The organism is Nonomuraea antri, from assembly GCF_013283785.1.
Lineage (GTDB): Bacteria > Actinomycetota > Actinomycetes > Streptosporangiales > Streptosporangiaceae > Nonomuraea > Nonomuraea antri.
Map to the genome: position 1 here is coordinate 14,031 of NZ_JABCPZ010000055.1, position 25,765 is coordinate 39,795.

At 72.0% G+C, this 25,765-nt stretch carries 22 protein-coding genes; 9 read left to right on the plus strand and 13 right to left on the minus strand.

Annotation, left to right across the window (positions count from 1 at the left end):
- Positions 1-7: 7 nt before the first annotated feature.
- From HII36_RS19830 to sucC, 6 genes are read right to left on the minus strand one after another with little or no spacing between them, the layout of a single operon-like run.
- A complete protein-coding gene (locus tag HII36_RS19830) occupies positions 8-1,573 on the minus strand; it encodes an aldehyde dehydrogenase family protein (protein ID WP_173524710.1) in 1,566 nt (521 codons plus the stop codon).
- 13 nt (positions 1,574-1,586) lie between these two features.
- Positions 1,587-3,308: a glyoxylate carboligase gene (gene gcl, locus HII36_RS19835; RefSeq protein ID WP_328807789.1), complete on the minus strand. Its 1,722-nt coding sequence runs from the start codon at positions 3,306-3,308 to the stop codon at positions 1,587-1,589.
- Entirely contained in the window at positions 3,305-4,165 is an 861-nt protein-coding gene (locus tag HII36_RS19840; RefSeq protein ID WP_173524711.1) for an NAD(P)-dependent oxidoreductase, read from the minus strand. Before HII36_RS19840 ends, gcl begins: the two co-directional genes overlap by 4 nt.
- The gene (locus HII36_RS19845; protein ID WP_173524712.1) at positions 4,162-4,956 is read right to left on the minus strand and encodes a hydroxypyruvate isomerase family protein; all 795 of its coding nucleotides are present in this window, start codon (positions 4,954-4,956) and stop codon (positions 4,162-4,164) included. Before HII36_RS19845 ends, HII36_RS19840 begins: the two co-directional genes overlap by 4 nt.
- The gene (gene sucD, locus HII36_RS19850) at positions 4,953-5,822 is read right to left on the minus strand and encodes a succinate--CoA ligase subunit alpha (RefSeq protein ID WP_173524713.1); all 870 of its coding nucleotides are present in this window, start codon (positions 5,820-5,822) and stop codon (positions 4,953-4,955) included. The genes HII36_RS19845 and sucD overlap by 4 nt, the downstream gene beginning before the upstream one ends.
- Positions 5,822-6,952 (minus strand): ADP-forming succinate--CoA ligase subunit beta, encoded by a 1,131-nt coding sequence (gene sucC / locus HII36_RS19855; RefSeq protein WP_173524714.1) that lies wholly within the window; start codon positions 6,950-6,952, stop codon positions 5,822-5,824. Before sucC ends, sucD begins: the two co-directional genes overlap by 1 nt.
- A gap of 89 nt (positions 6,953-7,041) precedes the next feature.
- On the opposite strand from sucC, the gene HII36_RS19860 reads away from it, so the two are divergent.
- The 4 genes from HII36_RS19860 to HII36_RS19875 all read left to right on the plus strand — a co-directional run bounded on the left by HII36_RS19860 (position 7,042) and on the right by HII36_RS19875 (position 9,826).
- Positions 7,042-8,397, plus strand: a complete 1,356-nt coding sequence (locus HII36_RS19860) for an MFS transporter (RefSeq protein WP_173524715.1) — start codon at positions 7,042-7,044, stop codon at positions 8,395-8,397.
- A gap of 79 nt (positions 8,398-8,476) precedes the next feature.
- Positions 8,477-9,220: a GntR family transcriptional regulator gene (locus tag HII36_RS19865; RefSeq protein WP_173524716.1), complete on the plus strand. Its 744-nt coding sequence runs from the start codon at positions 8,477-8,479 to the stop codon at positions 9,218-9,220.
- Between the two features lie 55 nt (positions 9,221-9,275).
- Positions 9,276-9,452: a hypothetical protein gene (locus HII36_RS19870; RefSeq protein WP_173524717.1), complete on the plus strand. Its 177-nt coding sequence runs from the start codon at positions 9,276-9,278 to the stop codon at positions 9,450-9,452.
- Between the two features lie 23 nt (positions 9,453-9,475).
- Positions 9,476-9,826 (plus strand): hypothetical protein, encoded by a 351-nt coding sequence (locus tag HII36_RS19875; RefSeq protein WP_173524718.1) that lies wholly within the window; start codon positions 9,476-9,478, stop codon positions 9,824-9,826.
- Positions 9,827-9,876: 50 nt separating this feature from the next.
- Here the strand turns inward: HII36_RS19875 and HII36_RS19880 are convergent, their stop codons facing one another.
- From HII36_RS19880 to HII36_RS19910, 7 genes are all read right to left on the minus strand, one after another.
- Positions 9,877-10,866: a TerC family protein gene (locus HII36_RS19880; RefSeq protein WP_173524719.1), complete on the minus strand. Its 990-nt coding sequence runs from the start codon at positions 10,864-10,866 to the stop codon at positions 9,877-9,879.
- Complete coding sequence (locus tag HII36_RS19885; RefSeq protein ID WP_173524720.1) at positions 10,866-11,402, minus strand: hypothetical protein; 537 nt, start codon at positions 11,400-11,402, stop codon at positions 10,866-10,868. Before HII36_RS19885 ends, HII36_RS19880 begins: the two co-directional genes overlap by 1 nt.
- Entirely contained in the window at positions 11,402-12,889 is a 1,488-nt protein-coding gene (locus HII36_RS19890) for an Nramp family divalent metal transporter (RefSeq protein ID WP_328807790.1), read from the minus strand. The genes HII36_RS19885 and HII36_RS19890 overlap by 1 nt, the downstream gene beginning before the upstream one ends.
- 80 nt (positions 12,890-12,969) lie before the next feature.
- A complete protein-coding gene (locus HII36_RS19895; RefSeq protein ID WP_328807791.1) occupies positions 12,970-15,069 on the minus strand; it encodes an acetate--CoA ligase family protein in 2,100 nt (699 codons plus the stop codon).
- An 11-nt stretch (positions 15,070-15,080) separates the two neighbouring features.
- On the minus strand, positions 15,081-16,304 hold the full coding sequence (gene frc, locus HII36_RS19900) for a formyl-CoA transferase (protein WP_173524722.1): 1,224 nt from the start codon (positions 16,302-16,304) through the stop codon (positions 15,081-15,083).
- Between the two features lie 12 nt (positions 16,305-16,316).
- Positions 16,317-17,981, minus strand: coding sequence for a thiamine pyrophosphate-binding protein (locus HII36_RS19905; RefSeq protein ID WP_173524723.1), 1,665 nt, complete (start codon positions 17,979-17,981; stop codon positions 16,317-16,319).
- Between the two features lie 83 nt (positions 17,982-18,064).
- Positions 18,065-19,321, minus strand: coding sequence for a molybdopterin molybdotransferase MoeA (locus HII36_RS19910; protein ID WP_173524724.1), 1,257 nt, complete (start codon positions 19,319-19,321; stop codon positions 18,065-18,067).
- Positions 19,322-19,393: 72 nt separating this feature from the next.
- Between HII36_RS19910 and HII36_RS19915 the strand changes: the two genes are divergently transcribed.
- Genes HII36_RS19915 through fdhD form a run of 5 tightly spaced genes read left to right on the plus strand, consistent with a single transcriptional unit; the run spans position 19,394 to position 25,759 of the window.
- Positions 19,394-20,371 (plus strand): 2-dehydropantoate 2-reductase, encoded by a 978-nt coding sequence (locus HII36_RS19915; protein WP_173524725.1) that lies wholly within the window; start codon positions 19,394-19,396, stop codon positions 20,369-20,371.
- A 38-nt stretch (positions 20,372-20,409) separates the two neighbouring features.
- Complete coding sequence (locus HII36_RS19920; protein WP_173524726.1) at positions 20,410-22,311, plus strand: molybdopterin oxidoreductase family protein; 1,902 nt, start codon at positions 20,410-20,412, stop codon at positions 22,309-22,311.
- 4 nt (positions 22,312-22,315) lie between these two features.
- Positions 22,316-24,067 carry an NAD(P)H-dependent oxidoreductase subunit E gene (locus HII36_RS19925; RefSeq protein WP_173524727.1) on the plus strand — a complete coding sequence of 584 codons (1,752 nt, stop codon included), beginning with the start codon at positions 22,316-22,318 and terminating at the stop codon, positions 24,065-24,067.
- Positions 24,064-24,906, plus strand: coding sequence for a 2Fe-2S iron-sulfur cluster-binding protein (locus tag HII36_RS19930; protein ID WP_173524728.1), 843 nt, complete (start codon positions 24,064-24,066; stop codon positions 24,904-24,906). The genes HII36_RS19925 and HII36_RS19930 overlap by 4 nt, the downstream gene beginning before the upstream one ends.
- Complete coding sequence (gene fdhD, locus HII36_RS19935; RefSeq protein ID WP_173524729.1) at positions 24,899-25,759, plus strand: formate dehydrogenase accessory sulfurtransferase FdhD; 861 nt, start codon at positions 24,899-24,901, stop codon at positions 25,757-25,759. Before HII36_RS19930 ends, fdhD begins: the two co-directional genes overlap by 8 nt.
- The last annotated feature ends 6 nt before the right edge of the window (positions 25,760-25,765 follow it).

A 25,765-nucleotide genomic window follows, 5' to 3' on the forward strand; every position in this document is an offset into this window, starting at 1 on the left:
GCCCGGCTCAGGCGCTCCCGTCCCGCTCAGGCAGGAGCGTGTAGTGCGGGAAGTTGCCGGGCAGCCGCTCGCCGCCGGGGCCGACCGAGCCGCCCGCGCCGACGGTGACGGCGCGTACCAGCAGTTCGCCGCCCACGAACGCGCCCCGCCACGACGCGCCCAGCCCGCCGAACAGCTCCTCGCGGTCGCCGCGCGAGCGCGGCCGGTTGTGGCCGACCTTGAACGCCCGCACCTGCGGCGCCAGCCTCCGGTACGTCTCCTCCGCCGCGCACGACAGCGTGGCGACCAGGGCGCCGTTGCTCGCGTTCATCGCGGCCAGCAGCTCGGCCTCGGTGTCGACCAGCACGATCGTGTCGACGGGGCCGAACGGCTCGGCGTGGAAGAGCGGGGACGAGCGCGGCGGGCTCAGGATCGCCACCGGCGGTAGATACGCCGAAATATCCTGCCCCGGCAGGAAATTTCCTGACTCCACCGGCGCCCGATACACCGGCACCCCGCCCCGCGCCACCGCCTCGTCCACCTGGTCGGCCAGTTCCTTGGCCTTGGACGCGTTGATCAGCGGCCCGAAGTCCAGCTCGGGCAGCGGATCGTCCGGCGCGGCCACCGCCAGCGGATGCCCGAACCGCAACGACCCCACCGCCGCCAGGTAGGCGGCCAGGAACTCGGGGAACAGCGATCGCTGCACCACGAACCGCGGATAGGCGGTGCACCGCTGCTTGCCGTAGTCGAAGGACGCCCGGATCTGCCGGGTCAGCGTGTCCCAGTCGCCGTACTCCCACACGCCCCAGCAGTTCAGCCCCTCCTGCTCCAGCACGTGCCTGCGGCCCAGGTCGGCCAGCGAGGTGGCGACCTCGGCCCCGGCGTCGCGTCCGCCGACGAACGACACGCAACCCACCGACCGCCCCGCGACGAGCACCGGCGACAGCTCCGCCCCTCCCCCGCTGACCAGCGTGAACGGCAGCCCTTCCCGGACCCCGAGCGCGGTGGCGAGCGTGAGGCAGCACAGTCCGCCGTCGGTCGGCGTCTTGGCGATCACCGCGTTCCCGGCCAGCGCCTGCACGAGCATGGCGTGCATGAGCACGCTCATCGGGTAGTTCCAGCTCGCGATGTCGCTGACCGGCCCGGGCAGCGGGGTGCGTCCGGCCAGCATGCGGTCGATCTCGCCGAGGTACCAGCGCACGCCGTCCAGGCAGCGGTCGACGTCGGCGCACGCGGTCTTCCACGGCTTGCCGATCTCCCAGACCAGCAGCAGCGCCAGCAGGTCGCGGTGCGCGGCCATGGACTCCACCGCCGCCGCGACCCTGCTCTTCCGCTCGGCGAGCGGCACGTGCCGCCACTGCCGGTGCTCCTCGACGGCGCCGGCCAGCGCGCGTCCGGCGCCCGCCCGGTCCAGCCGGGGCGGACCGGCGATGGCGGTGCCGTCCAGCGGCGAGAACGCGGGCACCGGACGCCCGTCGCGCTGCCAGAACCCGCCCCAGTGGTTCAGCACCCGATCGTGGTGGAACGCCTCGGGCGCCGCCGCGCGGCAGCGCGCGTAGGTCTCGTGCCAGGCGGTGCCGGGCTTGAGCCGCATGGATCCTCCCTCGTCAGTCCGACCAGTCGACGGTGATGAGCTCGGGCAGCGGCTCGAACTCCTTGATCGCCTCCAGCGACGGGCCCATCGCGGCGTTGGCCTCGCGCTCGACCATCACCTCCACCAGCACCGGCAGCCGCTCCCGCGCCGCCTCGGCCGAGGCCCAGGCCAGCGCGCCGGCCAGGTCGCCGGGCAGCTCCACCCGGCGCGCCGGGCAGCCGAACGACTCCATCGCCTTGACGTGGTCGATGCCGCCCTCGCCGTAGTGCAGGTCCACCGCGTAGTTCATCCCGTACGGCAGCTCGGCCTGCCTGATCAGCCCCAGGTACTCGTTGTTGATCATCACGATCACGAACGGGATCCGGTACTGCGCGGCCACCGCCACCTCCTCCATCAGGAACTGGAAGGAGTAGTCGCCGACCACCACCACGACCTGGCGCTCCGGGTGCGCGCACTTGACCCCAATCGCGGCCGGCACCTCCCAGCCCAGCGGCCCGGCCTGGCCGCACACCAGGTAGCGGCGCGGCAGGTACGTGGTCTGGAACTGCCCCGACCAGATCTGGTAGAGCCCGATGGCGGTGACGAACGTGGTGTCCCTGCCGAAGAACGCGTTGATCTCCCTGAACACCCGGGGCGGCTTGATCGGCACGTCGTCGAAGTCGTCCCTGCGCACCAGCGTGCGGCGCAGCTCGCCGACCCTCCTGACCCATTTGCCCGGACGGCGGGGTTCGGCCCGGGTGCGGGCCTCGTCCAGCAGCTCGGCCAGCACCGGACGGGCGTGGCCGACGATGCCGAGGTCGGGTTCGAAGACCCGGCCGAGCTGGGTGGGCTCGATGTCGACGTGGATGAACCTGCGTCCCCTGCGATAGACGTCCAGGTCGCCGGTGTGCCTGTCGCCGAAGCGGGCGCCGACGGCCAGGACGAGATCGCTGTCCAGGAAGGCGGCGTTGCCCCACCTGGTCTGGGTCTGGATCCCGGCCATCCCGGCGAACAGCGGGTGATCCTCGGGGAAGGCGCCCTTGCCCATGAGCGTCACCTGGACCGGGACCTGCAGGTGCTCTGCCAGCTCGCGTAACTCGTCGGCGGCCTCGGCGATGATCACGCCGCCGCCGGCCAGGATGAGCGGGCGTCTGGCCGAGGTCAGCAGGTCCACGGCGGCCCGGACGGCGGCGGGCAGCGGACGCGGCGCCTCGACCGGCAGCGGCGCGTCCAGCGCGGGGTCGTAGCGGCACGTGCCGCGCTGCACGTCGATCGGCAGGTCGATGAGCACCGGCCCGGGACGCCCCGACCTGGCGATCCTGAACGCCTCGCGGAAGATCCACGGCGCCTGGGCTGGCTCCTTGAGCTGCACCGCCCACTTGGTCACCGGCCTGGCGATCTCCACGATGTCGACCGCCTGGAACGCCTCCTGGTGCAGCTTGGCGGTGGCCGCCTGGCCGGTGACGCAGATCATCGGGATCGAGTCGGCCAGCGCGGTGTAGAGTCCGGTGATCATGTTGGTGCCCGCCGGTCCTGAGGTGCCGATGCAGACGCCGACGTTGCCGGTCACGCGGGCCCAGCCGTCGGCCGCGTGGGTGCCGCCCTCCTCGTGGCGGACCGTGATGTGCCTGATCGAGCTGTGCTGGAGCGCGGCGTACAGCGGCAGGATGGCCGCGCCGGGAACGCCGAAGACGGTGTCCACGCCCTCCGACTCCAGCACCGCGACCACGGCCTCCATGCAGGGAACGCGTTTCACGTGTTGAGCCTTTCGATCACCTTGAGCAGGGCGGAGTGGTCGAGCGCGCCGTGGCCCTGGGCCCTGGCGGCGGCGACGAGCTGGGCGACCTGCGCGGTGAGCGGCAGCGCGACCCCGGCCTCGCGGGCGGCGGCCAGGGCGATGCCCATGTCCTTGTGATGCAGGTCGACGCGGAAGCCGGGGACGAACTCGCGCTTGACCATGGTGTGCCGCTTGAGGTCGAGGATGCGGGACCCGGCCAGGCCGCCGGCCAGCACGTCCAGGCCGGCGGCGGCGTCCACGCCGGAGGCTTCGAGCAGCACGATGGCCTCCGACACCAGGCCGTAGATGCCGCCCACGACGAGCTGGTTGGCGGCCTTGACCGTCTGGCCCGCGCCGGCCGGGCCGACGTGCACGATCGTGGTGCCGAGCACGCCGAGCAGCGGGCGGGCGGCCTCGACGTCCTCGAGGTCGCCGCCGACCATGATGGACAGCGTGCCGTCGATCGCGCCGCGTTCGCCGCCGCTGACCGGGGCGTCCAGCGCGCGCATGCCGTGTTCGGCGGCCCGCGCGGCCACCCGGCGGGAGGTCTCGGGCCTGATCGTGCTCATGTCGAGGTGGAGCAGGCCGGGCGCGCCGTGCTCGACGACCAGCGGCGCGACCTCCTCGACCTGCGGCGAGTCGGGCAGCATGGTGATCACCGCGGCGGCGCCGGCGACCGCCTCGGCCACGCCCGGCGCGGCCCGGCCGCCCTGGGACACCAGGTGCGCGAGGCGTTCGGTGCTCACGTCATATCCGGTCACGACATGTCCGGCCTTGATGAGGTTGGCCGCCATCGGGCCGCCCATGATCCCCAGGCCGATGAATCCGATCCTCATGCCCGCCTCCAAGCGAACGCGTCCGGCCCCTGGTGCCGGTACTCCAGCCCGACGTGGCCCTGGTAGCCCGCCGCCGCCAGCCGCGCGAAGATCTCCGGGTACGGCATGCCGCCGCTGCCCGGCCGCCCCCTGCCGGGGTCGTCGGCGATCTGCACGTGGCCGAACCGGCCGGCGTGCCGGTCGATGAGCGCGAGCACGTCCTCGCCCATCCGGTGCAGGTGGTACAGGTCGGCCAGGAAGGCGACGTTGTCCCTGCCCACCTCGTCGATGAGGGCGAACGCGGTCGCTGACGAGGTGATCGGGTAGTGCGGGTTCTCGCGGGAGTTCAGCGCCTCGATCACGACGGTCGCGCCGATGCCGGCCGCCGCGTCGGCCGCCCTGCGCAGGTTCGACACGGCCAGCGCCCGGTCCGTGCCAGGGTCGTTGCCGTACAGGGCGTTGAGCACGGTGCAGCCCAGCTCGCCGGCCAGGGCGACCGCGACGTCCACGTTGGCCAGGAACGCCGCCGCGCCGTCCGGCCTGGCCGCCAGGCCGCGCTCGCCTGCGGCCATGTCGCCGGCGGCGAAGTTCAGCGCGGCCAGGCGCACCCCGGCGTCCTGGACGGCCCGGCGCAGCGCGTCGAGCTCGCCGGCCGCCGGCTCCGCCGAGTCGAACGGCCACCACAGCTCCACCGCGTCGAACCCGGCCTTGGCCGCCGCGGCCGGGCGGTCGAGCAGCGGCAGGTCCGTGAGCAGGATGGAGAGGTTCACGTCGAACCGCAAGGCGCCCGCCTCGTGCGCCGCGAACCTCATAGCGCCGACCTCATGAGCCGCGCGGTCTCGGTCGGGGTCCTGCCGGCCCGCACCCCGGCCGCCTCCAGCGCCTCCTTCTTGGCCTGCGCGGTGCCGGACGAACCGGACACGATCGCGCCCGCGTGCCCCATCGTGCGGCCCTCGGGCGCGGTGAACCCCGCCACGTACGCCACGACCGGCTTGCTGACGTGGGCGGCGATGTAGGCGGCGGCCCGTTCCTCGGCGTCACCGCCGATCTCGCCGATCAGCACGATCGCGTCGGTGCCCGGATCGTCCTGGAAGGCACGCAGGCAGTCGATGTGCGTGGTGCCGACGACCGGGTCGCCGCCGATGCCGACCGCGGTCGAGAAGCCGAGGTCGCGCAGCTCGTACATGAGCTGGTAGGTGAGCGTGCCCGACTTGGAGACCAGGCCGATGCGGCCGGCGGCGGTGATGTCGGCGGGGATGATCCCGGCCGACGACTGTCCTGGGGAGATCAGGCCGGGGCAGTTGGGGCCGATGATCCTGGTACGGTCGCCGGCCAGGGCGCGCAGCCGTACCGCGTCGTGCACCGGGACACCCTCGGTGATCACCACGCAGAGCGGGACCTGCGCCGCGATCGTCTCCTCGACCGCCGCCCGGGTGAAGCGCGGCGGGACGAACACCACCGACACGTCCGCCCCGGTCTCGGTCACCGCCTCGGCGACCGAGCCGAACACCGGCACCTCGCGCTCGCCGAAGTCCACCGCGCGCCCGCCCTTGCCCGGGGTCACCCCGGCCACGACGTCGGTGCCCGCGGCCAGCATGCGGGCGGTGTGCCTGCCGCCCTCCGCGCCGGTCATGCCCTGCACGAGCACCCGGCTGTCCTTGGTCAGGAAGATCGCCATCACGCACCTGCCGCGAGTCTTGCCGCCAGTTCGGCGGCGCCGTCCATGGTGGGGACCTGGCGGACGACCGGGTGCCTGGCGTCGCTGAGTATGCGCCGCCCGATCTCCGCGTTGTTGCCGTCCAGCCGTACGACGATGGGCCGGGCCAGGCCGCGTTCGCCGAGCAGTTCGAGCGCGGTGACGATGCCGGTGGCCACCGCGTCGCAGGCGGTGATGCCGCCGAAGACGTTGACCAGCACCGAGCGCACGTCGGGGTCGGCCAGGATGATCTCCAGGCCGTCGGCCATGACCTGGGCGGACGCGCCGCCGCCGATGTCCAGGAAGTTGGCCGGGGCGGCGCCCGCGCCGGCGACCACGTCGAGGGTGCTCATGACGAGCCCGGCGCCGTTGCCGATGACGCCGACGCGGCCGTCCAGTTTGACGTAGTTGAGCCCCTTGGCGCGGGCGCGGTCCTCCAGCGTGTCGCCGCTCTCGGCGTGGTCCCAGTCGTGGCGGAAGGCGGCGTTGTCGTCGAGCGTGACCTTGCCGTCGAGCGCCACGATCCGCTGGTCGGCGGTGCTGATGAGCGGGTTGATCTCGACGAGCAGGGCGTCTTCCGCCACCATGACCCGCCACATCCGCTCCAGCACGCCGGACGCCGCCTCGGGCAGCCCGGCCCTGGCCGCGAGCTCCTTCGCGGTGGCCGCGTCGACGCCGGTCACCGGGTCGATCGGCAGCCTGACCAGGGCCTCGGGGTCGGTGGCCGCCAGTTCCTCGATCTCCATGCCGCCCCGCGCGGACACCATGGCCAGGAACGTGCCCTCCGCCCGGTCCACCAGGAAGGCCGCGTAGTGTTCCTCGAACGGCACCATCGCCGCCTCCACCAGCACCGAACGCGCGGTGTGCCCCTTGATGTCCATGCCGATGACGCGGGCGGCCTCCTCCTCGGCCCCGGCCGGTCCCGCGGCCATCCCGATGCCGCCCGCCTTGCCCCGGCCGCCGGTCTTCACCTGGGCCTTGACGACGACGGGCGTGCCCAGCCCGGCCGCGATCGCGCGGGCCCGCTCGGGGGTGGTGGCGATCCCGCCGGGAGGAACCGGTATGCCGTGGCGCTCGAAGAGCTCCTTCGCCTGGTACTCGTACAGGTCCATGCGAGCCTCCTTTGTAGACGGTATACCGTATGCTGAATCCTTCGTCTAGGTCTCGACAGAGGTCTCGCTTTCTGGATATTCCATACAGTATGGAGAATGCAGAACTTGTCAGAGACTGGCGCGGACGCTCCTACCTGGTCGGGCCGGTCCCGTCCGATCGGGCCAGGATGTTCCGGCTGGCGTGGGCGTCCATGGTGGCCATCGGCCCGCTCCAGTACGGCTACGCCGCGCTCCTCGTCCGCGACGGCCTGGCCCTGATCCCGCTGGCCGCCTGGATCGTCTGCCAGGCGGCCACCCCGATCCCCGTACTCCACCTGGTGCGGCGCGGCCGTCTCGGCGTGCGTGCCGCGCTGGCCGCCGGCGCCGCGCTGAGCGGGCTCGGCCTGGTGACGCTCGCGCTGACCACCGCCACGCCGGCCCTGCTGACCGGGTACGCGCTGCTCGGCGGGATGGGCGCGGGCCTGGTCTACGGCGTCTGCGGCGAGGTCGTCACCTCCTGGCACCCGGAGCGGCCCGCGGTGCGGCTCGGACTGATCACCGGGGCGTTCGGCTACGGCGCGGCGCCGCTGCTGGTCCTGGCCGGAGCCTTCTGGGACGCCACGCCCCCGCCGGGCGGGGCGCTCACCTGGGTGTTCCTGGTGGCCGGGGTCGCCGCGGTCGCCGTGATCGGGGCCGCGGCGCTCTTCCTGCGCGTCGCGCCGCCGCGCTGGTGGCCCGCGGACGTCGATCCGCGCGCCCACGCGCTCGACCCGGCCCTGCTGCGCAGGACGCCGCCGGCGATCCGCGAGTTCTCCCCGTCGGAGGCGGTACGCACGCCGGCGCTGGCCGGGCTCGCGGCGGTGCTGGTGTGCGCGGGCGCGGTGTCGCTGTTCGACGTCGTCGCCGTGGCCGCGACCGGCTCGTGGGCGGCGGTGGCGGTGCTGGTGGCGCTCAACGGGGCCGGACGGGCGCTGGCGATGCGCTGCTCGGAGCTCTGGGGACGGCGGCGGGTCCTCACCACCGTGCTCGCCCTCCTCACCCTCGGCCAGCTGCTCCTCGCCGCGAGCACGGCGGCCGCGACCGGGACCTCAGCGACCGGGACCTCAGCGACGGGGACCGCCGCGACGGGGACCGCGGCCGGGATCGGCGGGATGCCGGCCGATCCCGCGGCGTCGGCGGTGCTGCTCTGGCTCGGCGTGCTGGCCGCGGGCGCGGGCGGCGGGGCGTTCTACCCGCTCGTCGCCGGCCTGGTGCGCGACTTCTTCGGCATCGGCCACGTCGGCCCGATCGGCGCGGTGGTCTACAGCACCAAGGCGGTGGCGGGCCTGCTCGGGACGGCACTGGCCGCGCTCGCGCTGACCGGCTCCCCCGGGGTCTTCCTGCTGGCCGCCGCGCTCACCGCGCTGCCCGCCATCGCCGCGCCCCGGCTGCGCCATCCGGGGCTCCCCGCGGCCGTCCGCGTGTGACAATGCTCACCGTCTGTGAGAAGAAGCAGAACGGTATGCTGTAGGCAGTCGACGAAAAACCATTGAAGCAGGGTGCCTTATGTTGCTGTCGGATCAGGCCGGTCAGACGGCGGCCGCCAAGATTCCCCGGCCCGCCACGCTCAGGGAGAGCGTCATCGAGGCCATCCAGGAGCTCATCGTCTCCGGCCAGCTCAAGCCGGGCCAGCACCTGGTGGAGAGCGAGCTGGCCGAGCTGCTCGGCGTGTCCAGGCAGCCGGTGCGCGAGGCGTTGCAGCAGCTCAGCGGCGAGGGCTGGGTCGACCTGCACCCCGGTCAGGGCGCGTTCGTGCACGTGCCCACGGTCGAGGAGGCCGACCAGTTGCTCGCCGTGCGCGCGTTGCTGGAGACCGAGTCGGCCAGGCTCGCCGCCCAGCACGCCGGCGAGGACGGCGTGCGGCGGCTGCGCGCGGTGTGCGCGCGCGGCCTGGCGGCGATGGAGTCCGACGACGTCGACTCGGCCGTGGCGATCAACTCCGAGCTGCACGCCCTGGTCACCGCGTTGTCGGGCAACAAGGTGCTGGCCGAGCTGGCCAGCCAGGTGGCCCGCCGGGTGCGCTGGTATCACACGCCGGTGGCCCGTCAGCGCGGCCTGGCGTCCTGGCAGGAGCACACGGCCCTGATCGACGCCATCGAGGCCGGCGACGAGCAGCGCGCCGCCCGCATCATGCGCGAGCACACCGAGCACACCCGCGCCTCGTACATGGAACAGCGCGGCGGCGAGCCTGCGGAGCCGGCGCCCAAGCCGGTGCGCCGCCGCCGGCCGCGTACGACGCCCAGCGCCTGAGTTGGGCGCGACACTCCTCGGGTAGAGCACGAGGACGGACAGGAGGTGCATGACCATGAAGGCGCTGATCCGCTTTCTCCTCGGTGATCCCACCGGCCACGCGGCCGACGGACGGGCGCTCGGGGTCGGACTGAGCAGTGCGCTGCGCAAGCACTACTCGGCCGACGAAGCCGACCGCTACCTGCGCGAATGGGCCGAAAAGGACGACATCCACAAGAGCCCTCGGCGATGACTCTTCCTGGGTACCATCACTGCATGCCGTTTCTCGAAGAACGCGTAGACCGCGTCGAAAACGACATCTCGGAGATCAAGAAGGACGTCTCCGTGATGAAGGACGACATCGTCGATCTCAAGGCCGACATGATCGTCGTGAAAGCCGACATCATCCACATCAAGTCCGACATGGTCGCCATGAAGGGCGACATCGTCACCATGAAGGGCGACATCGACGAGCTGAAGGGCAGTGTCGGAGTTCTGCAGCGCTCGGTGGGCAACCTGGAGAGGTCCATGGGCCTGATGCGAGACGATCAGGCCCAGATGAAGGCGACCATGTTCGAGATGAGCAACATGTTGTCCAAGCTCGTGGCCAGGTCCGAAGGCGTCTAGCCAGCGAGTGAACGAAAGGACCGCGCCCGCCCGCGGTCCCGGTTCCACCCTCACCCCTCGATCCGGGCGGACTCCCTCCCTTCCGCCCGATCCGCGGCCTTGGCGTCGCGGGCCGACTTGAGCAGGCTGAGCACGGTCGTCACGGCCAGCGTCCCGACGATGACGCCGAGCGAGACCACGATCGGGATCTCCGGCGCCCACGACACCCCGTCGTGATGCAGTGCCTCCATGACGAGCTTCACCCCGATGAACGCCAGCACCACCGACAGCCCCTTCGAGAGGTAGACCAGCCGGTCCAGCAGCCCGCCGATGAGGAAGAACAGCTGCCGCAGCCCCATCAGGGCGAAGGCGTTGGCGCAGAAGACCAGGTACGGCTCCTTGGTCAGCCCGAAGACGGCCGGGATCGAGTCCAGCGCGAACAGCAGGTCGGTGGTCCCGATGGCGACCATGACGATCAGCATCGGGGTGACCATCCTGCGGCCGTGATGCACGGTGAGCCTGGCTCCGTGGTAGGTGTCGGTGGTCGGCAGCACCCAGCGCACCGCGCGCAGCGCCAGGTTCTCCGAGAACCCGGCCTCCTCCTCCTCCTCGTGCCCGATCAGCTTCCACGCGGTGTAGACGAGGAACGCGCCGAACACGTAGAAGAGCCAGTCGAACCTGGTCACCGCCTCCGCCCCGGCCGCGATGAACGCGCCGCGCATCAGCAGGGCCAGCACGATGCCGATGAGCAGCACCTTCTGCCGGTATTCGCGGGGCACCCGGAACCTGCTCATGATCAGCAGGAACACGAAGAGGTTGTCGACGCTGAGCGAGTACTCGGTGATCCAGCCGGCGAAGAACTCCCCGCCGTGCCCGGGCCCGGACGCCGCCAGCAGCACGACGCCGAAGACGACGGCCAGGCCCACGTAGAACGACACCCAGCCCACGCACTCCTTGAACGAGGGCTGCCGCGGGTTGCGGGCGACCAGGTAGAAGTCGAGTGCCAGGACGAGGGCGAATCCGCCGATGGTGGCCGGCCAGACCCAGGCGGCCAGGTTCATCACCCGGCCCCCTTCCCGCCCCGCGCCCTCGTCCTGCCACGCACCGCCTTCCCGCCGCGCGGCCCCGTCCTGCCGCGTACCGTGGCGGCGTACCGGAGGTAGAGGTCGAGCAGTTCGGCCGCGTACGGGTTGTGCCCGGCGCGGCGCAGCAGCCAGTGCGGCATGAGCCGTTCGTGCGTCCAGACGAAGCCGATCGCGAAGCCCAGCGCCACCATGGCCTGGTAGAGCAGGAACGCGGGCACCCCGTCGGACATGCCGAGCCCGGTCACGCTCTCCTGCAGCAGCCTGGCCGGCGGGAAGGCGGCCATCCAGTACAGGCCGGCCGGTCCGAAGGTGCCCGGGCGGAAGACCCGCCCGAGCAGGACGCCGTACAGCCCGCCGGCGAGGGCGAGCGGCGCGGCGAGCAGCAGCGCCGACAGCGCCGCCACGCCGGTGGGCCGCCCCGCGAGCAGGGTCAGCCCACCGGCCATGGCACCGGCCGCGGCTCCGATCGACGCCCCTGGCAGGGCGAGTTCGAGACGGTGCCGTGCGATCATCAGCCCACGACCACGCCGTAGGCGAACAGGCTGTAGAAGAGCATGCCGAGATAGAAGACGGCGCCGAACCCGATGATCAGGTTGGTCCACCACCTCGGTCTGATCGGTTTGGGCAGCATGCGGTTGTTGACCAGCAGCAGCGTGACGCAGTACGCGCCCATCGCGAACGTCGACAGGAACGCCAGCGTGTCCAGGATCCCCGAAGGCCCGTCAGCGGGGCCGAACAGCAGGATGAGGATGCCGAAGACGATGACGCCCCACAGGAAGCCCGCGTACAGGTGCGACATGCGCAGCTTCTTCGCCCCCGGCACGAAGTTGTACGTCATGTCCGCCTGGCCGCGCGAGAAGGAGTCGAACAGCCCGAGCGTGGCGTTCAGCCCGATCAGCGCGATGAAGCCGAGGAAGATGGTGCCGAGCACGGCGCTGCCCGCCGAGGAGACGGCGTCGGACATGGCGCTCAGCGCCACCTCGCGGTCGTCGCCCTGGATGGCCGTGCGCACGCCCGGGTTCTGCCGCACCGCGGCCTGGGCGATCACCGTGAAGGAGATCGTGACCAGCATGGTGATGCCCCAGAACAGCAGCAGCGCGTCGAACGTCACCCAGCGCCGCCAGCCCTTCCACTTGGCCATCTCCGCCGGGTTCTCGGTGTCGAACATGAACCCGCGCGAGGGCATGGCCTCCTCCTCGCCCGCGTGGCGTAATCCGCGCACCTTGGGGATGTGCGCGCCCATGCCGGCGCCGGAGTCACGCAGGTGCAGCGTGTACCACATCTGCTGCATCCCGGACGGACCGGCGAACGCGCACGCCCCCACGATCACCGGGAACCAGGCCGCGGACATGGCCTCGGCCGGCAGGTAGCCGAAGGAGAACATGCCGGTGATGGTGCTGACCACGTCGCTCCACGAACCCACCATCGCCGCGACCACCGCCGTACCGATCACGAGGGTGCCGATGAGCAGCGACAGCACGTTCTCCAGAACGTTGTAGATCACCTTGGCCAGGCTGAAGACGACGCCGACCAGCAGCAGGCCGACCACGGCCGTGACCAGCCAGGGGATGCCGGTGATCTCCTCGAAGGCCGCCGCGCCCGCCGACAGGTGGCCGGGCCAGATGTAGACGGCGATCGCGACGATGAAGAAGAACCACATCAGCGGCTTGAACACGCGAGCCGCGCCGGAGAAGATGCTCTCCCCGGTGGCCATGGCGTAGCGCGCCATCTCCAGCATCACCACGGCCTGCAGGGTGACGCCGATCAGGAACAGCCACCTGATCTCGGGCCCGAACAGCAGCACCAGCCGGGGCCACATGTACGACTCGCCCATCCCCACGCCGAGGGCGACGAGGAAGACGGTCGGTCCCAGAATGTGCACCGAGGGGGGCGCGTCGGGGAGTTTCCTGATGGGCATCGGCTCCAGCCGGCCCGCTTTCCATACTCGTTCGTCCTCGACCGGCGGCGTCGCTGTCGCCGGTGTGTTCGATGTGTCCACCTAAGGACCTCCTGGGGGGTTGGTTCTTCTCCTGCGCTGCCCCGATTCGCCCCCTCGCCTGGCTCTGCTCGGCTCGGCTCTTAGCCGAGCAGTCCGGCGGCTCTGGCCCAGCGGTACTTGGCGCCCAGCACCGCGACGGGCTTCTCGGTCGTGTACGGATACGCGACCACTCCGTGCTCGAACAGGTACTCGCAGGCCTCCTCCACCTCGGTGTCGCCGGCCAGTGACGCCACGACGGGCTTGACGTGGCCCTTGTCCCGCTCCTCTGCGACCACCCGGGCGATCAGCTCGGCGAAGACCATCGGCGGCGTCACGATCGTGTGCCAGTAGCCCAGGACGAGCGCGTGCACCCGGTCGTCCGACAGGCCCAGCCTGACCGTGTTCTCGTACGTCGACGGCGGCTCTCCGCCGGTGATGTCGATCGGGTTGCCGGCCGCGCCGAACGGCGGGATGTAGGCGCGGAAGGCCGCGTCGAGGTCGGGCGGGATGTCCATGAGCGTGAGACCGGCGTCCACGCAGGCGTCCGACAGCAGCACGCCGGAGCCGCCGGCCCCGGTGATGATCACCACGTTCTCGCCCCGCGGCGTGGGCAGCAGCGGCAGCGCGCGGGCGTACTCCAGCATGTCGTTGAGCCCGGGCGCGCGTACCACGCCGGCCTGGCGCAGGATGTCGTCGTACACCTTGTCGTCGCCGGCCAGCGCCCCGGTGTGCGAGCCGGCCGCCCGCGCGCCCATGGCGGTGCGCCCGGCCTTGAGCACGATGACCGGCTTCTCCCTGACCACCCGGCGGGCCGCCGCGACGAAGCCGCGGCCGTCCTTGAGGTCCTCCAGGTGCATGGCCACCGCGCGGGTGTGCTCGTCCTGCTCGAAGAAGGTGAGCAGGTCGTCCTCGTCCACGTCGGCCTTGTTGCCGACGCCGACGATGGCGGACACGCCCATCTTGGTGGTGCGGCTGAAGCCTAGGATGGCCATGCCGATGCCGCCGCTCTGCGAGGTCAGCGCCACGCCGCCGCGCACGTCGTACGGCGTGCAGAAGGTCGCGCAGAGATTTTCCGGCGTGTAGTAGTAGCCGTAGATGTTGGGGCCGAGCACGCGCACGCCGTGCCTGCGGGCGATCTCCACGATCTCGCGCTGGCCCTCGACGTTGCCGGTCTCGGCGAAGCCGGAGGGGATCATGATGGCGCCGGTCACGCCCTTCCGGCCGGCCTCCTCCAGGGCCGGGGCGACGAACTGGGCCGGGATCGCGAAGACGGCCACGTCCACGTCGCCCGGCACGTCGGAGATGCTCTTGTAGGCGGGCAGGCCCATGATCTCGTCGGCCTTGGGGTTGATCGGGTGGATCGTGCCCCGGTAGCCGCCGTTGATGAGGTTGCGCATGACCGAGTTGCCGATCTTGCCGGTCTCGGCGGAGGCGCCGATCACCGCGATGGCGCGGGGCTTGAAGATCCGCGTCATCTGCTCGAGTATCCGCTCCCTGGGCAGCCTGGTGACCTCGGGCGGCGCGTCGCCGATGATGATCCGCACGTCGGCGGCGACCGCGCCGTTCGCGTCGGCGAAGACCGGGTTGAGGTCGACCTCGACGATCTCGGGGTGGTCGGCGACGAGCGTGCTGACGCGTTCGATCAATTGAGCCAGCGCCTCCCGGTTGGCCGGCTTCGCACCACGGGCGCCGCGGAGCACGTCCGCCGCTCTGATGTCGTCGAGCATCCCCAGTGCCTCTTCCCCCGAAACCGGGGCAAGACGGAAGGTCACGTCCTTGAGCACCTCGACCAGGACCCCGCCCAGGCCGAACGCGACGACCTTGCCGAACGTCGGGTCGGTGACCGCGCCCACGATCACCTCGTGCCCGCCGCCGACGAGCTGCTGCACCTGGACGCCGTCGATGCGGGCGGCCGGGTCGTGCGCCCGGGCGTTGGCCAGGATGGCGGCGTAGCCGTCCCTGACCTCTTCGGCGGTCCTGAGCCCGACCAGCACGCCGCCGGCGTCAGTCTTGTGCAGGATGTCCGGCGAGACGATCTTCAGCACGACCGGGAGGCCGAGCTCCGCGGCGAGCTCGGCGGCCTCGTCCGCGGAGGTGGCCAGGCCCTCGCCGGGGGTGGCGATGCCGTACGCCCGGCACAGCTCGCGCCCCTCCGGGGCGGTCAGCGCCGTGCGGCCCTCGGCCAGCGCCTTCTCGATCACTTCCGGTACCACTAGACGACTCCGTTCGTCTTCAGCTCGGCCAGTTCCTCGGCGCTCACGCCGAGCGCGCCGTAGATCTCCTGGTTGTGCTCGCCGAGCAGCGGCGGCGTGGTGACGTCCACCGGCGAGTCGGACAGTTGCAGCGGGCTGCCGACGGTCATGAACTCGCCGCGCTCGGGGTGGTCGACCGCGACTACGATGCCCTCCGCGCGCAGGCTCTCGTCCTCGACCAGCTCCCTGGTCGACAGGATCGGCCCGCACGGGATGCCGGCCGCGTTGAGGCGGTCGAGCACCGTCCACTTGTCGTGGCCGATGCTCCACTCCTCGATGAGCTGGAACATCTTGTCCAGCCTGGGCAGCCGCGCCTCCGGGGTCGCCCACTCCGGGTCGCCGGCCAGCTCGGGACGGCCGATGATCTCCGTCAGCGGCTTCCAGCCGACCGGCTGGACGATCACGTAGATGTAGTCGTTCGCGCCGCCGGGCGCGCAGCGCACCGCCCAGCCGGGCTGGCCGCCGCCGCTGGCGTTGCCCGAGCGCGGCACCTCGTCGCCGAAGGTCTTGTTCGGGTACTCGCGCAGCGGCCCGTGCGCCAGCCGCTGCTGGTCGCGCAGCTTGACCCGGCACAGGTTGAGCACGGCGTGCTGCATGGCGACCTGCACCCGCTGGCCGCGCCCGGAGTGCTCGCGCTGGTAGAGCGCGGCCAGGATGCCGGCCACCGCGTGGATGCCGGTGCCCGAGTCGCCGATCTGCGCGCCGGTGGCCAGCGGCGGGCCGTCCTCGAACCCGGTGGTGGTCATCGAGCCGCCCATCGCCTGCGCGATCACCTCGTACGCCTTGAACCCGGCGTACCTGCCCGGGCCGAAGCCCTTGATCGAGGCGTAGATCAGCCGCGGGTTGAGCTCCTGGAGCCGTTCCCAGGTGAAGCCCATGCGGTCGACCGCGCCCGGCCCGAAGTTCTCCACCAGGACGTCGGCCTCGCGCACCAGCTCGGTGAAGATCTCCTTGCCGCGCTCGCTCTTCATGTTCAGCGTGATGCTGCGCTTGTTGCAGTTGAGCATCGTGAAGTAGAGGCTGTCGACGCCCGGCACGTCGCGCAGCTGCTGCCGGGTGATGTCGCCGGACGGGGCCTCCAGCTTGACCACGTCCGCGCCCAGCCAGGCCAGCACCTGGGTGCACGACGGGCCGGACTGCACGTGGGTCATGTCGAGAACGCGGACACCTTCGAGTGCCTTCATGTCAGGACCTGCCTACTTGTACATGGTCTGGTTCATGGTCCCGGGGGCGTAGACGTCGGGATCGACCCACACGTTGATCAGCGCGGGCTTGCCCGACTCCCTGGCCCGCTCCAGGGCCGGACGGATCTCGGCCGGGTCGCGCACCTCCTCGCCGTGCCCGCCGAGCAGCTTGGCGAAGTCGCCGTAGCGGATGTCGCCCAGCGTGTTGCCGACGCGGGCGCGGTCCTCGCCGTACTTGACGGCCTGGCCGTACCTGATCTGGTTCATGGACGAGTTGTTGCCGATGATCCCGATGAACGGGAGATCGAAGCGGATCATGGTCTCGAAGTCCCAGCCGGTGAGGCTGAAGGCGCCGTCGCCGAACAGGCAGACGACCTCCTTGTCGCGGCGGGCGTGCTTGGCCGCCATCGCGAACGCCATGCCGACGCCGAGCGTGCCCAGCGGCCCCGGGTCCATCCAGTGGCCGGGCGACTTGGGCTGGACGACCTGGCCGGAGAAGGTGACGATGTCGCCGCCGTCGCCGATGTAGATCGTGTCCTCGGTGAGGAACTCGTTGATCTCGTGGACCAGGCGGTAGGGGTCGATCGGACTGGCGTCGGAGTGCTGGCGGGGCAGGCGCTTCTCGTACGCCTTGGTCTCGACCGCGCGCAGTTCCTCCAGCCACTCCTTGCGCCTGGCGGCAGCGTTCTCGACCCGGCCGCCGGCGGCCTGCGCGGCGGCGGCCAGGATGAGGCCGCAGTCGCCGACGATGCCCAGGTCGACGTCCCGGTTCTTGCCGACGGTGCGGTAGTCGAGGTCGATCTGGACCACGGTCGCGGTGGGCGACAGTCGCTTGCCGTAGCCCATGCGGAAGTCGAACGGGGTGCCGACGATGATGATCAGGTCGGCCTCGGTGAAGGCGTACCTGCGGCTGAGCTGGAAGTGGTGGGGGTCGCCCGGCGGGAGCGTGCCGCGGCCTGAGCCGTTCATGTAGGCGGGGACGTTCAGCGCCCTGACGAAGTCGACGGCCGCCTCGGTCGCCCGGCACGTCCAGACCTGGCTGCCGAGCAGCACGCACGGCTTCTCGGCGTGCGCCAGCAGGTCGGCCAGCCGTTCGACGGCCTCGGGGTCGCCGGCCTGGCGGGTGGAGGCCCGGTAGTTCTGCGGGATCCGCGCCTTCTCCACGGGGATCTTGGCGTCGAGCACGTCACGCGGGATCTCCAGGAACGACGGCCCGGGCGCGCCGTGGTAGCACTCGCGGAAGGCCATGGACACGATGTCGGCCACCCGCTCGGTGCTGGGCACGGTCGCGGCGAACTTGGTGATCGGGGTCATCATGTCGACGTGCGGCAGGTCCTGCAGCGAGCCCATCTTGTGCTGGCTGAGCGCGCCCTGGCCGCCGATGAGCAACATCGGGCTCTCCGCGCGGAAGGCGTTGGCCACGCCGGTGACGGCGTCGGTGGTGCCGGGGCCGGCCGTGACCACCGCCACGCCTGGCCTGCCGGTCACCCGGGCGTGGCCGTCGGCGGCGTGCGCGGCGACCTGTTCGTGGCGTACGTCGATGACCTCGATGCCCTCATCGACGCAGCCGTCGTAGATATCGATGATGTGGCCGCCGCAGAGCGTGTAGATCACGTCCACGCCCTCGGCCTTGAGTGCCTTGGCTACGAGATGACCGCCAGAGATCGTTTCCGACATTCGTGCCACCTTCCCAAAGGGACTGTCTTCCGCATACTGCATACCGTATGAGGCCAATGGTTACCCTGTGCCCGTCGGCCTGTCTAGCCCCCCGCGGGCAACTCGATCAGCTCCACCTGCTCACCGGCCCACCCCGGCGGGACGACGGCCAGCGCGTCGGCCAGCGCCGCGCCCCACAGCGAGCCGGGCCGGTCGTGGCCGACGGGGATCGCGCCCGTCCCGGACCTGCGTACCGGGACGAGCCTGGTGTCGTGCGGATGCGTGCGTACCCGGCCGGCCAGGGCGCTGGTCTCCCGCCGCCGCTCCTTGCCCGCCTGCCGGGCCAGGATCGGAACGAGCAGCGTCATCGCGGCACAGAAGGCGGCGAACGGGTTGCCGGGCAGTCCGACGACCAGCGGCCCGCCGGGCAGCCCGGCCAGCGCCTGCGGATGGCCTGGCCGCACCGCCACGCCGTCGACCAGCACCTCGGCGCCCAGGTCCGCGAGCACGGCCCGCAGGTGGTCGGCCGGCCCCTTCGACGAGGCCCCGCACACCACGACCACGTCGCACCGCCTCGCCGCCGCGCCGCCCGGGGAGTCGCTCGCGGCCTGGAGTGCGGCGCGGAGGGCGGCGGCGCCCGGGGAGTCGCTCGCGGCCTGGAGTGCGGCGCGGAGGGCGGCGGCGCCGTCGGGGAGACGGACGACGCCGGCCGGGCGGCCGCCCGCCCACTCCACCAGGCCCGGCAGGAACGGCCCGATCGCGTCACGCACCCGGCCGGGCGCGGGCACCCCCTCGTGCACCACCTCGTCGCCCGTCACCAGCACCGACACCCGGGGCCTCGGCCGCACCCCGAGCGCGTCGTGCCCGAGCGCGGCGGCCAGCCCGAGCACCGCGGGCGTCACCACCGCCCCGGCGCCGAGCACGACCGCGCCCGCGGCGACGTCCTCGCCGCGCCGCCTGATGTGCCGCCCGGGTTCGGCGACCCCGGCGACCAGGCCGGAGTCGAGACCAGAGTCGAGGACGGCCCGCTCGTACGGCAGCACCGCCGACGCCCCGGCGGGCACCGGAGCCCCGGTGGCGATCTCGACGGATTCGCCCGTACGCAACGCGCGCCCGAAGGGCGCTCCCCCGGCCAGCACCCGGCCCGCCACGCGCCAGGGCCCGGACCCGGCCACCGCGTAGCCGTCCATGGCGGCGACGTCCGCACCCGGCACCGCCACCAGGGCACGCAGGGGCTCGGCGAGCCGGCACCCACCGGCCTCGGACAGCGGCACCAGGGCCGCGGCCGGCGGCCGGGCGGCGGCGACGGCGATCTCGCGCGCGACGGCCCACGGCACCGCCACGTCCCGGACAACGGTCATCGACGGCTCCTTGACCCGATTTTTTCCATACTGTATACCGAATGCAAATCCGACGCGAGAACGGAGCGCAGCATGAAGGTCGCTGTTCTTGGCGCCGGCGCCATCGGCGCGTACGTGGGCGCCGCCCTCCACCGGGCGGGAGCCGAGGTGCACCTCATCGCGAGGGGCGAGCACCTGGCCGCGATACGCGGATCCGGTGTGATGGTGCTCAGCCCACGGGGCGACTTCACCGCCCACCCCCACGCCACCGACGACCCGCACCAGGTCGGCCCGGTGGACCACGTCTTCCTGGGCCTCAAGGCGAACAGCTACGCCCTGGCCGGCCCCATGATCCAGCCACTGCTGCACGAGGCCACGAGCATCATCGCCGCGCAGAACGGCATCCCCTGGTGGTACTTCCACGGACTCAAGGGCCCCTACGAGGGCCATCGCATCGAGAGCGTCGACCCGGGCGGGGCGGTGACGTCCGCGCTGCCGCTGGAGCGGGCCGTCGGCTGCGTCGTGTACGCCGCCACCGAGATCGAGCGGCCCGGCGTGATCCGCCATCTGGAGGGCACCAGGTTCTCCATCGGCGAGCCGAGCGGCGACGTGACAGGCCGCTGCCGGGAGTTCAGCGAGGCGGCCGTCGCGGGCGGGCTGAAGTGCCCGGTGGAGCCCGACCTGCGCCGCGACATCTGGATCAAGCTGATGGGCAACATCGCCTTCAACCCGATCAGCGCGCTGGCCAGGGCCACCATGGCCGGCATCTGCCGCCACGACGGCACCAGGGAACTGGTCAGGGCGATGATGCGCGAGACCGTCGAGGTGGCCGTGCGGGTCGGCTGCGATCCCGGCATCTCGATCGAGCGCAGGCTCAGGGGCGCGGAGAAGGCCGGCGAGCACAAGACGTCCACGCTGCAGGACCTGGAGAAGGGCAAGCCGCTGGAGCTCGACGTGCTGCTCGCGGCGGTGGTCGAGCTGGCCGACCTGACCGGCGCGCAGGTGCCGACGCTGCGGGCGATCCACGCGGTGAGCGACCTGCTCAACGAGAGCCTTGTGAGGGCGAGCTAGCGTGGCATACCGTAAACGGTATACAGAATGGAGGGATCATGAGCTATGACCGTCTGACCCATCCACTGGTGCGTGAGGACGGCGAGCTGCGCAGGGCGACCTGGGAGGAAGCGCTCGACCGTGCCGCCGAAGGCTTCCTGCGCAACGTCGCCAGGCACGGTCCCGACAGTTTCGCCATGCTGTCGTGCGCCCGTTCCACCAACGAGATGAACTACGTGGGCCAGAAGTTCACCCGCGTGGTGATCGGCACGAACAACGTGGACTCCTGCAACCGCACCTGCCACGCGCCCAGCGTGGCGGGGCTGTCGGCGGTGTTCGGCAGCGGCGGGGGCACCTCCTCCTACCAGGAGGTGGAGGACACCGACGTGATCGTGATGTGGGGCTCGGCGGCGCGCAACGCCCATCCGATCTTCTTCCAGCACGTGCTGAAGGGCCTGCGCAACGGCGCCAGGATGTTCGCCGTCGACCCGCGCCGCACCGGCACCGCGCAGTGGGCCGACCTGTGGCTCGGGCTGAACGTGGGCACCGACATCCCGCTCGCCCACGCGGTGGCCCGCGAGATCATCCACGCCGGGCTGCACAACGAGGCGTTCATCGAGCGGGCCACGACCGGCTTCGCCGAGTTCCGCGAGTCGGTCGAGCCGTGGACGCTCACCGCCGCCGAGCAGGTCACCGGCGTGCCCGGGCACGCCATCAGGGAACTGGCGCACGCCTACGCCCGCGCCGACCGGGCCCAGCTCTGCTGGACGCTGGGCATCACCGAGCACCACAACGCCACCGACAACGTCCGCGCGCTGATCAATTTGGCCCTGCTGACCGGCCACGTGGGCCGCTACGGCTCCGGCCTGTCACCGTTGCGCGGCCAGAACAACGTCCAGGGCGGCGGCGACATGGGCGCCATCCCCAACCGCCTGCCCGGCTTCCAGGACATCCTCGACCCGGCGATCAGGCGGCGCTTCGAAGGCGCCTGGAACACCCCGATCCAGCCCCGCCACGGGCTGAACCTCACCCAGATGCTGGAGGCCATGGCCGAGGGCCACGTCACCACCTGCTACCTGATCGGCGAGAACCCGGTGCAGTCCGAGGCCGACTCGCTGGCCTGCGTCAAGCGCCTGTCCATGCTCGACCACCTGGTCGTGCAGGACATCTTCCTGACCAAGACCGCGCGGATGGCCGACGTCGTGCTGCCGGCCAGCGCCGCCTGGTGCGAGGCCGAGGGCACGTTCACCAACAGCGAGCGGCGGGTGCAGCGGGTCCGCAAGGCGCTGGAGCCACCGGGCGAGGCCCGCGACGACATCTGGATCATGTGCGAGATCGCCCGCAGGCTCGGCCACGACTGGCACTACGACGGCGCCGAGGAGGTCTGGGACGAGCTGCGCGCCCTGTCACCGGCCCACGCCGGCATGACCTACCGGCGGCTGACCGAACTGCAGGGCATCCAGTGGCCGTGCCCGTCGGAGGACGCGATCGAGCCGCCGTACCTGCACGGGCGGCTGTGGGAGAGCGACCCGGTCAAGCGGGGCACGCCGGCGCCGTTCGCGCTGCTGCGCCACTCGCCGCCGGTCGACCTGCTGGACGAGGACTACCCGCTGCGCCTGACCACCGGCCGCAGGCTCGACTCCTACAACACCGGCGTGCAGTCGTCCGGGTTCGCCTCTCCCCTGCGTCGCGGCGAGACCGTCGAGCTCTGCCCCGAGGACGCCGAACGGCTCGGCCTGGCCGCCGGCGAGCGGGTGCGCATCACCTCCAGGCGCGGCTCGGTGGTCGCGCCGGTGTTCATCGATCCCGCGCTGCGGCCCGGGCTGGTGTTCATGACCATGCACTTCCCCGACGAGGTGGACACCAACGCGCTGACCATCGAGGCCACCTGTCCCATCGCGGGCACCGCCGAGTTCAAGGCGGCCGCCGTCCGCGTCGAGAAGCTCGTCAAGGCCGGGTGAGCGCATGGACCTGCGATTTCGCGGCGTGGAGCCGTCGGAGGAGGAGCGGGCGGCGGTCGACGCGCTGCTCGGGCCGCCCGCCTCGGCCTGGGACGGCGGCGCCCGGAGCGCGTCCGACCTGCGGGTGGCCGTGCGCGCGGAACCGGCCCGCGACCTGCTGCTGCCCGCGCTGCACGCGGTCAACGACCGGGTCGGCTGGATCAGCGAGGGCGCGCTCGACTACATCTGCCGCCGGCTGACCGTGGCCCCCGCCGAGGCGTACGGGGTGGCCACCTTCTACTCGCTGTTCTCCATGACGCCCAGGCCGGCCCGGGTGCTGCACGTCTGCACCGACCTGGCCTGCCAGGCCAAGGGCGGCGCGGACGTGAGCCGCCTGGTGGCGGAACGGCTCGGCCCGCCGGGCACGTCGTGGCAGCCCAGCCCGTGCCTGGGCCTGTGCGAACGCGCCCCGGCCGCACTCGCGCTCGAGGCCGGCGATCCCCCGCGCTCCGACGTCCACGGCCCCTACCTGGACGACGAGCGGGACGGCGGCGAGCCCCCGGCCGAGGCGGCCGTGCCCCAGGCCGGGCAGCCCGGGCTGACCCTGCTCAAGCGCGTCGGCGTGGCCGACCCGGCCAGCCTGGACGACTACCGGGCCACCGGCGGCTACGCCGCGCTGCGCCGGGCCTTCGAGCTGGGCCCGGCCGGCGTGATCCGAGAGGTGCTGGAGTCTGGCCTGGTCGGCAGGGGCGGCGCGGCCTTCCCCACCGGCCGCAAGTGGGCAGCCGCCGCCGGTCAGCCCGACCACCCGCACTACCTGGTCTGCAACGCCGACGAGAGCGAGCCGGGCACGTTCAAGGACCGGGTGATCATGGAGGGCGACCCGTACGCGCTGGTGGAGGCCATGACCGTGGCCGCCTACGCGACCGGCTGCCCGAAGGGCTACCTCTACGTCCGCGGCGAGTATCCCCGCGCCGTCCGCCGTCTCCAGCACGCCATCGGCACGGCCAGGGCCAGGGGCCTGCTCGGCGACGACATCCTGGGCAAGGGCTTCTCGTTCGACATCGAGCTGCGGCGGGGCGCGGGCGCGTACATCTGCGGCGAGGAGACCGCGATCTTCAACTCGATCGAGGGGTATCGCGGCGAGCCGCGCAGCAAGCCGCCGTTCCCGGTGGAGAAGGGCCTGTTCGGCAAGCCGACCGTGGTGAACAACGTGGAGACGCTGGTCAACGTGCTGCCGATCCTGGAGCGCGGGGCGCGGGCGTACCGCGAGGCCGAGCCGAAGCTGTTCTGCGTGTCGGGGCACGTCGAGCGGCCGGGGATCTACGAGCTGACCTTCGGCGCGACGCTGCGCGAACTGCTCGACCTGGCCGTGCCCACCGGCACGACCCGGGCGGTGCTGCTCGGCGGCGCGGCCGGGGCGTTCGTCACCGATCTGGACATCCCGCTCACCTTCGAGGGCACCAGGGACGCCGGCGCCACGCTCGGCTCCGGCGTGGTGCTCGTCATCGACGACACGGTGGATCTCAAGGCGCTCCTGCTGCGCATCGCGGAGTTCTTCCGCGACGAGTCGTGCGGGCAGTGCGTGCCCTGCCGGGTGGGCACCGTCCGGCAGGAGGAGGCGCTGCACCGGCTCTCGCGCCGGGTCGACCACCGCGATCTGGTGCTGCTGCGCGAGGTCGGCCAGACCATGCGCGACGCCTCCATCTGCGGCCTGGGCCAGACCGCGTGGAACGCCGTCGAATCCGCCATCGACCGCCTGGGAGTGTACGAATGATCCCGCTCCAGCCGCCCCGGCGGCTCATCGACGTGGACGTCGACGGCCGGACCGTCCGCGTGCCCGAGGGCTCGACCATCCTGGACGCCTGCGCCGCCGCGGGCACCGACGTCCCGACCCTGTGCCACGGCGACACGCTCACCCCGAAGAACGCCTGCCGGGTGTGCGTGGTCGAGGTCGAGGGCGCCAGGACGCTGGCCCCGGCCTGCTCGCGCCGGGTCGAGCCGGGCATGAACGTGGCCACCGGCACCGAACGGGTCAGGCGGAGCCGCAAGGTGGTGCTGGAACTGCTCGGCTCGTCCGCCGACCTGTCCACCACGCCCGGGGCGGCGGAGTGGATCGCCGAGTACGCGGCCGAGCCGGCCAGGTTCGGCCCCGACGCGGCCACCGTCGAGCAGCCCGCCAAGGTGGACAACGACCTCTACGTCCGCGACTACAGCAAATGCATCCTGTGCTACAAGTGCGTGGACGCCTGCGGCGACCAGTGGCAGAACACCTTCGCGATCTCGGTGGCCGGCCGCGGCTTCGACGCCACGATCTCCACCGAGTTCGACGCCCCGCTGACCGACTCGGCCTGCGTGTACTGCGGCAACTGCGTGGAGGTGTGCCCGACGGGCGCGCTGTCGTTCAAGAGCGAGTTCGACATGCGGGCCGCCGGCACCTGGGACGAGTCGCGGCAGAGCGAGACCACGACGATCTGCAGCTACTGCGGGGTCGGCTGCAACCTGACCCTGCACGTGCAGGACAACAAGATCGTCAAGGTGAGCTCGCCGCACGACAACCCGGTGACGAAGGGCAACCTGTGCGTCAAGGGCCGCTTCGGGTACGGGTATGTCTAGGGTCGCCGTCAAGCGCCGGGTGCTGCGCATCGACGAGGCGGCACGCACCCGCCGGGTCGACTCGCTGGCCGCCGAGGAGCCGCTGGAGATCAGGGTGCACGGCGTCCCGCTGACGATCACCATGCGCACCCCGGGCGACGACTTCGACCTGGCGGCCGGCTTCCTGGTGAGCGAGGGCGCGGTCACCAGGCCCGCGGACATCGCCTCGATCCGCTACTGCGCGGGCGCCACGGCCGACGGGGTGAACACGTACAACGTGCTGGACGTGCGCCTGGCCCCCGGGGTCGCGCGGCCGGAGCCGCGCAACTTCTACACCACCTCCTCCTGCGGCGTCTGTGGGAAGGCGTCGCTGGAGGCGGTGCGCACCGTGGCCCCGTGGAGCGCTCACGAGGACCAGGTCACGCTGGCGCACGCGACCGTCACGGCGTTGCCCGGGCGGCTGCGCGCGGCCCAGCGGGTCTTCGACAGGACCGGCGGGCTGCACGCGGCCGGCCTGTTCACCGCCGGGGGCGACCCGCTGTGCGTGCGCGAGGACGTGGGCCGGCACAACGCCGTGGACAAGCTGCTCGGCTGGGCGCTGCGCGAGGGCCGGCTGCCGCTGCGCTCCCGCGTGCTGATGGTGTCCGGGCGGGCCTCGTTCGAGCTGGTGCAGAAGGCGGTGATGGGCGGGATCCCGGTGCTGGCCGCGGTGTCGGCGCCGTCCTCGCTGGCGGTGGAGCTGGCCGCGGCCGAGGGGCTGACCCTCATCGGGTTCCTGCGGGGGGAGTCCATGAACGTCTACGCGGGCGAGCGGCGGCTGAACGTCGCTCCGGGCGCCGGCGACGGCTCAGCCGGCGCACGACCACCGGGGTGATGGCGG

What these genes read in the sequence shown, in the direction of transcription:
- HII36_RS19880 (WP_173524719.1), bottom strand. Translation starts at nt 10,866, where the DNA reads ATGAACCTGGCCGCCTGGGTCTGGCCGGCCACCATCGGCGGATTCGCC.
- frc (WP_173524722.1), bottom strand. Translation starts at nt 16,304, where the DNA reads ATGAAGGCACTCGAAGGTGTCCGCGTTCTCGACATGACCCACGTGCAG.
- HII36_RS19885 (WP_173524720.1), bottom strand. Translation starts at nt 11,402, where the DNA reads ATGATCGCACGGCACCGTCTCGAACTCGCCCTGCCAGGGGCGTCGATC.
- HII36_RS19830 (WP_173524710.1), bottom strand. Translation starts at nt 1,573, where the DNA reads ATGCGGCTCAAGCCCGGCACCGCCTGGCACGAGACCTACGCGCGCTGC.
- HII36_RS19920 (WP_173524726.1), top strand. Translation starts at nt 20,410, where the DNA reads ATGAGCTATGACCGTCTGACCCATCCACTGGTGCGTGAGGACGGCGAG.
- HII36_RS19865 (WP_173524716.1), top strand. Translation starts at nt 8,477, where the DNA reads ATGTTGCTGTCGGATCAGGCCGGTCAGACGGCGGCCGCCAAGATTCCC.
- HII36_RS19860 (WP_173524715.1), top strand. Translation starts at nt 7,042, where the DNA reads ATGGAGAATGCAGAACTTGTCAGAGACTGGCGCGGACGCTCCTACCTG.
- HII36_RS19925 (WP_173524727.1), top strand. Translation starts at nt 22,316, where the DNA reads ATGGACCTGCGATTTCGCGGCGTGGAGCCGTCGGAGGAGGAGCGGGCG.
- fdhD (WP_173524729.1), top strand. Translation starts at nt 24,899, where the DNA reads ATGTCTAGGGTCGCCGTCAAGCGCCGGGTGCTGCGCATCGACGAGGCG.
- HII36_RS19915 (WP_173524725.1), top strand. Translation starts at nt 19,394, where the DNA reads ATGAAGGTCGCTGTTCTTGGCGCCGGCGCCATCGGCGCGTACGTGGGC.
- HII36_RS19840 (WP_173524711.1), bottom strand. Translation starts at nt 4,165, where the DNA reads ATGAGGATCGGATTCATCGGCCTGGGGATCATGGGCGGCCCGATGGCG.
- HII36_RS19905 (WP_173524723.1), bottom strand. Translation starts at nt 17,981, where the DNA reads ATGTCGGAAACGATCTCTGGCGGTCATCTCGTAGCCAAGGCACTCAAG.
- HII36_RS19910 (WP_173524724.1), bottom strand. Translation starts at nt 19,321, where the DNA reads ATGACCGTTGTCCGGGACGTGGCGGTGCCGTGGGCCGTCGCGCGCGAG.
- HII36_RS19930 (WP_173524728.1), top strand. Translation starts at nt 24,064, where the DNA reads ATGATCCCGCTCCAGCCGCCCCGGCGGCTCATCGACGTGGACGTCGAC.
- HII36_RS19875 (WP_173524718.1), top strand. Translation starts at nt 9,476, where the DNA reads ATGCCGTTTCTCGAAGAACGCGTAGACCGCGTCGAAAACGACATCTCG.
- HII36_RS19870 (WP_173524717.1), top strand. Translation starts at nt 9,276, where the DNA reads ATGAAGGCGCTGATCCGCTTTCTCCTCGGTGATCCCACCGGCCACGCG.
- sucC (WP_173524714.1), bottom strand. Translation starts at nt 6,952, where the DNA reads ATGGACCTGTACGAGTACCAGGCGAAGGAGCTCTTCGAGCGCCACGGC.
- HII36_RS19845 (WP_173524712.1), bottom strand. Translation starts at nt 4,956, where the DNA reads ATGAGGTTCGCGGCGCACGAGGCGGGCGCCTTGCGGTTCGACGTGAAC.
- sucD (WP_173524713.1), bottom strand. Translation starts at nt 5,822, where the DNA reads ATGGCGATCTTCCTGACCAAGGACAGCCGGGTGCTCGTGCAGGGCATG.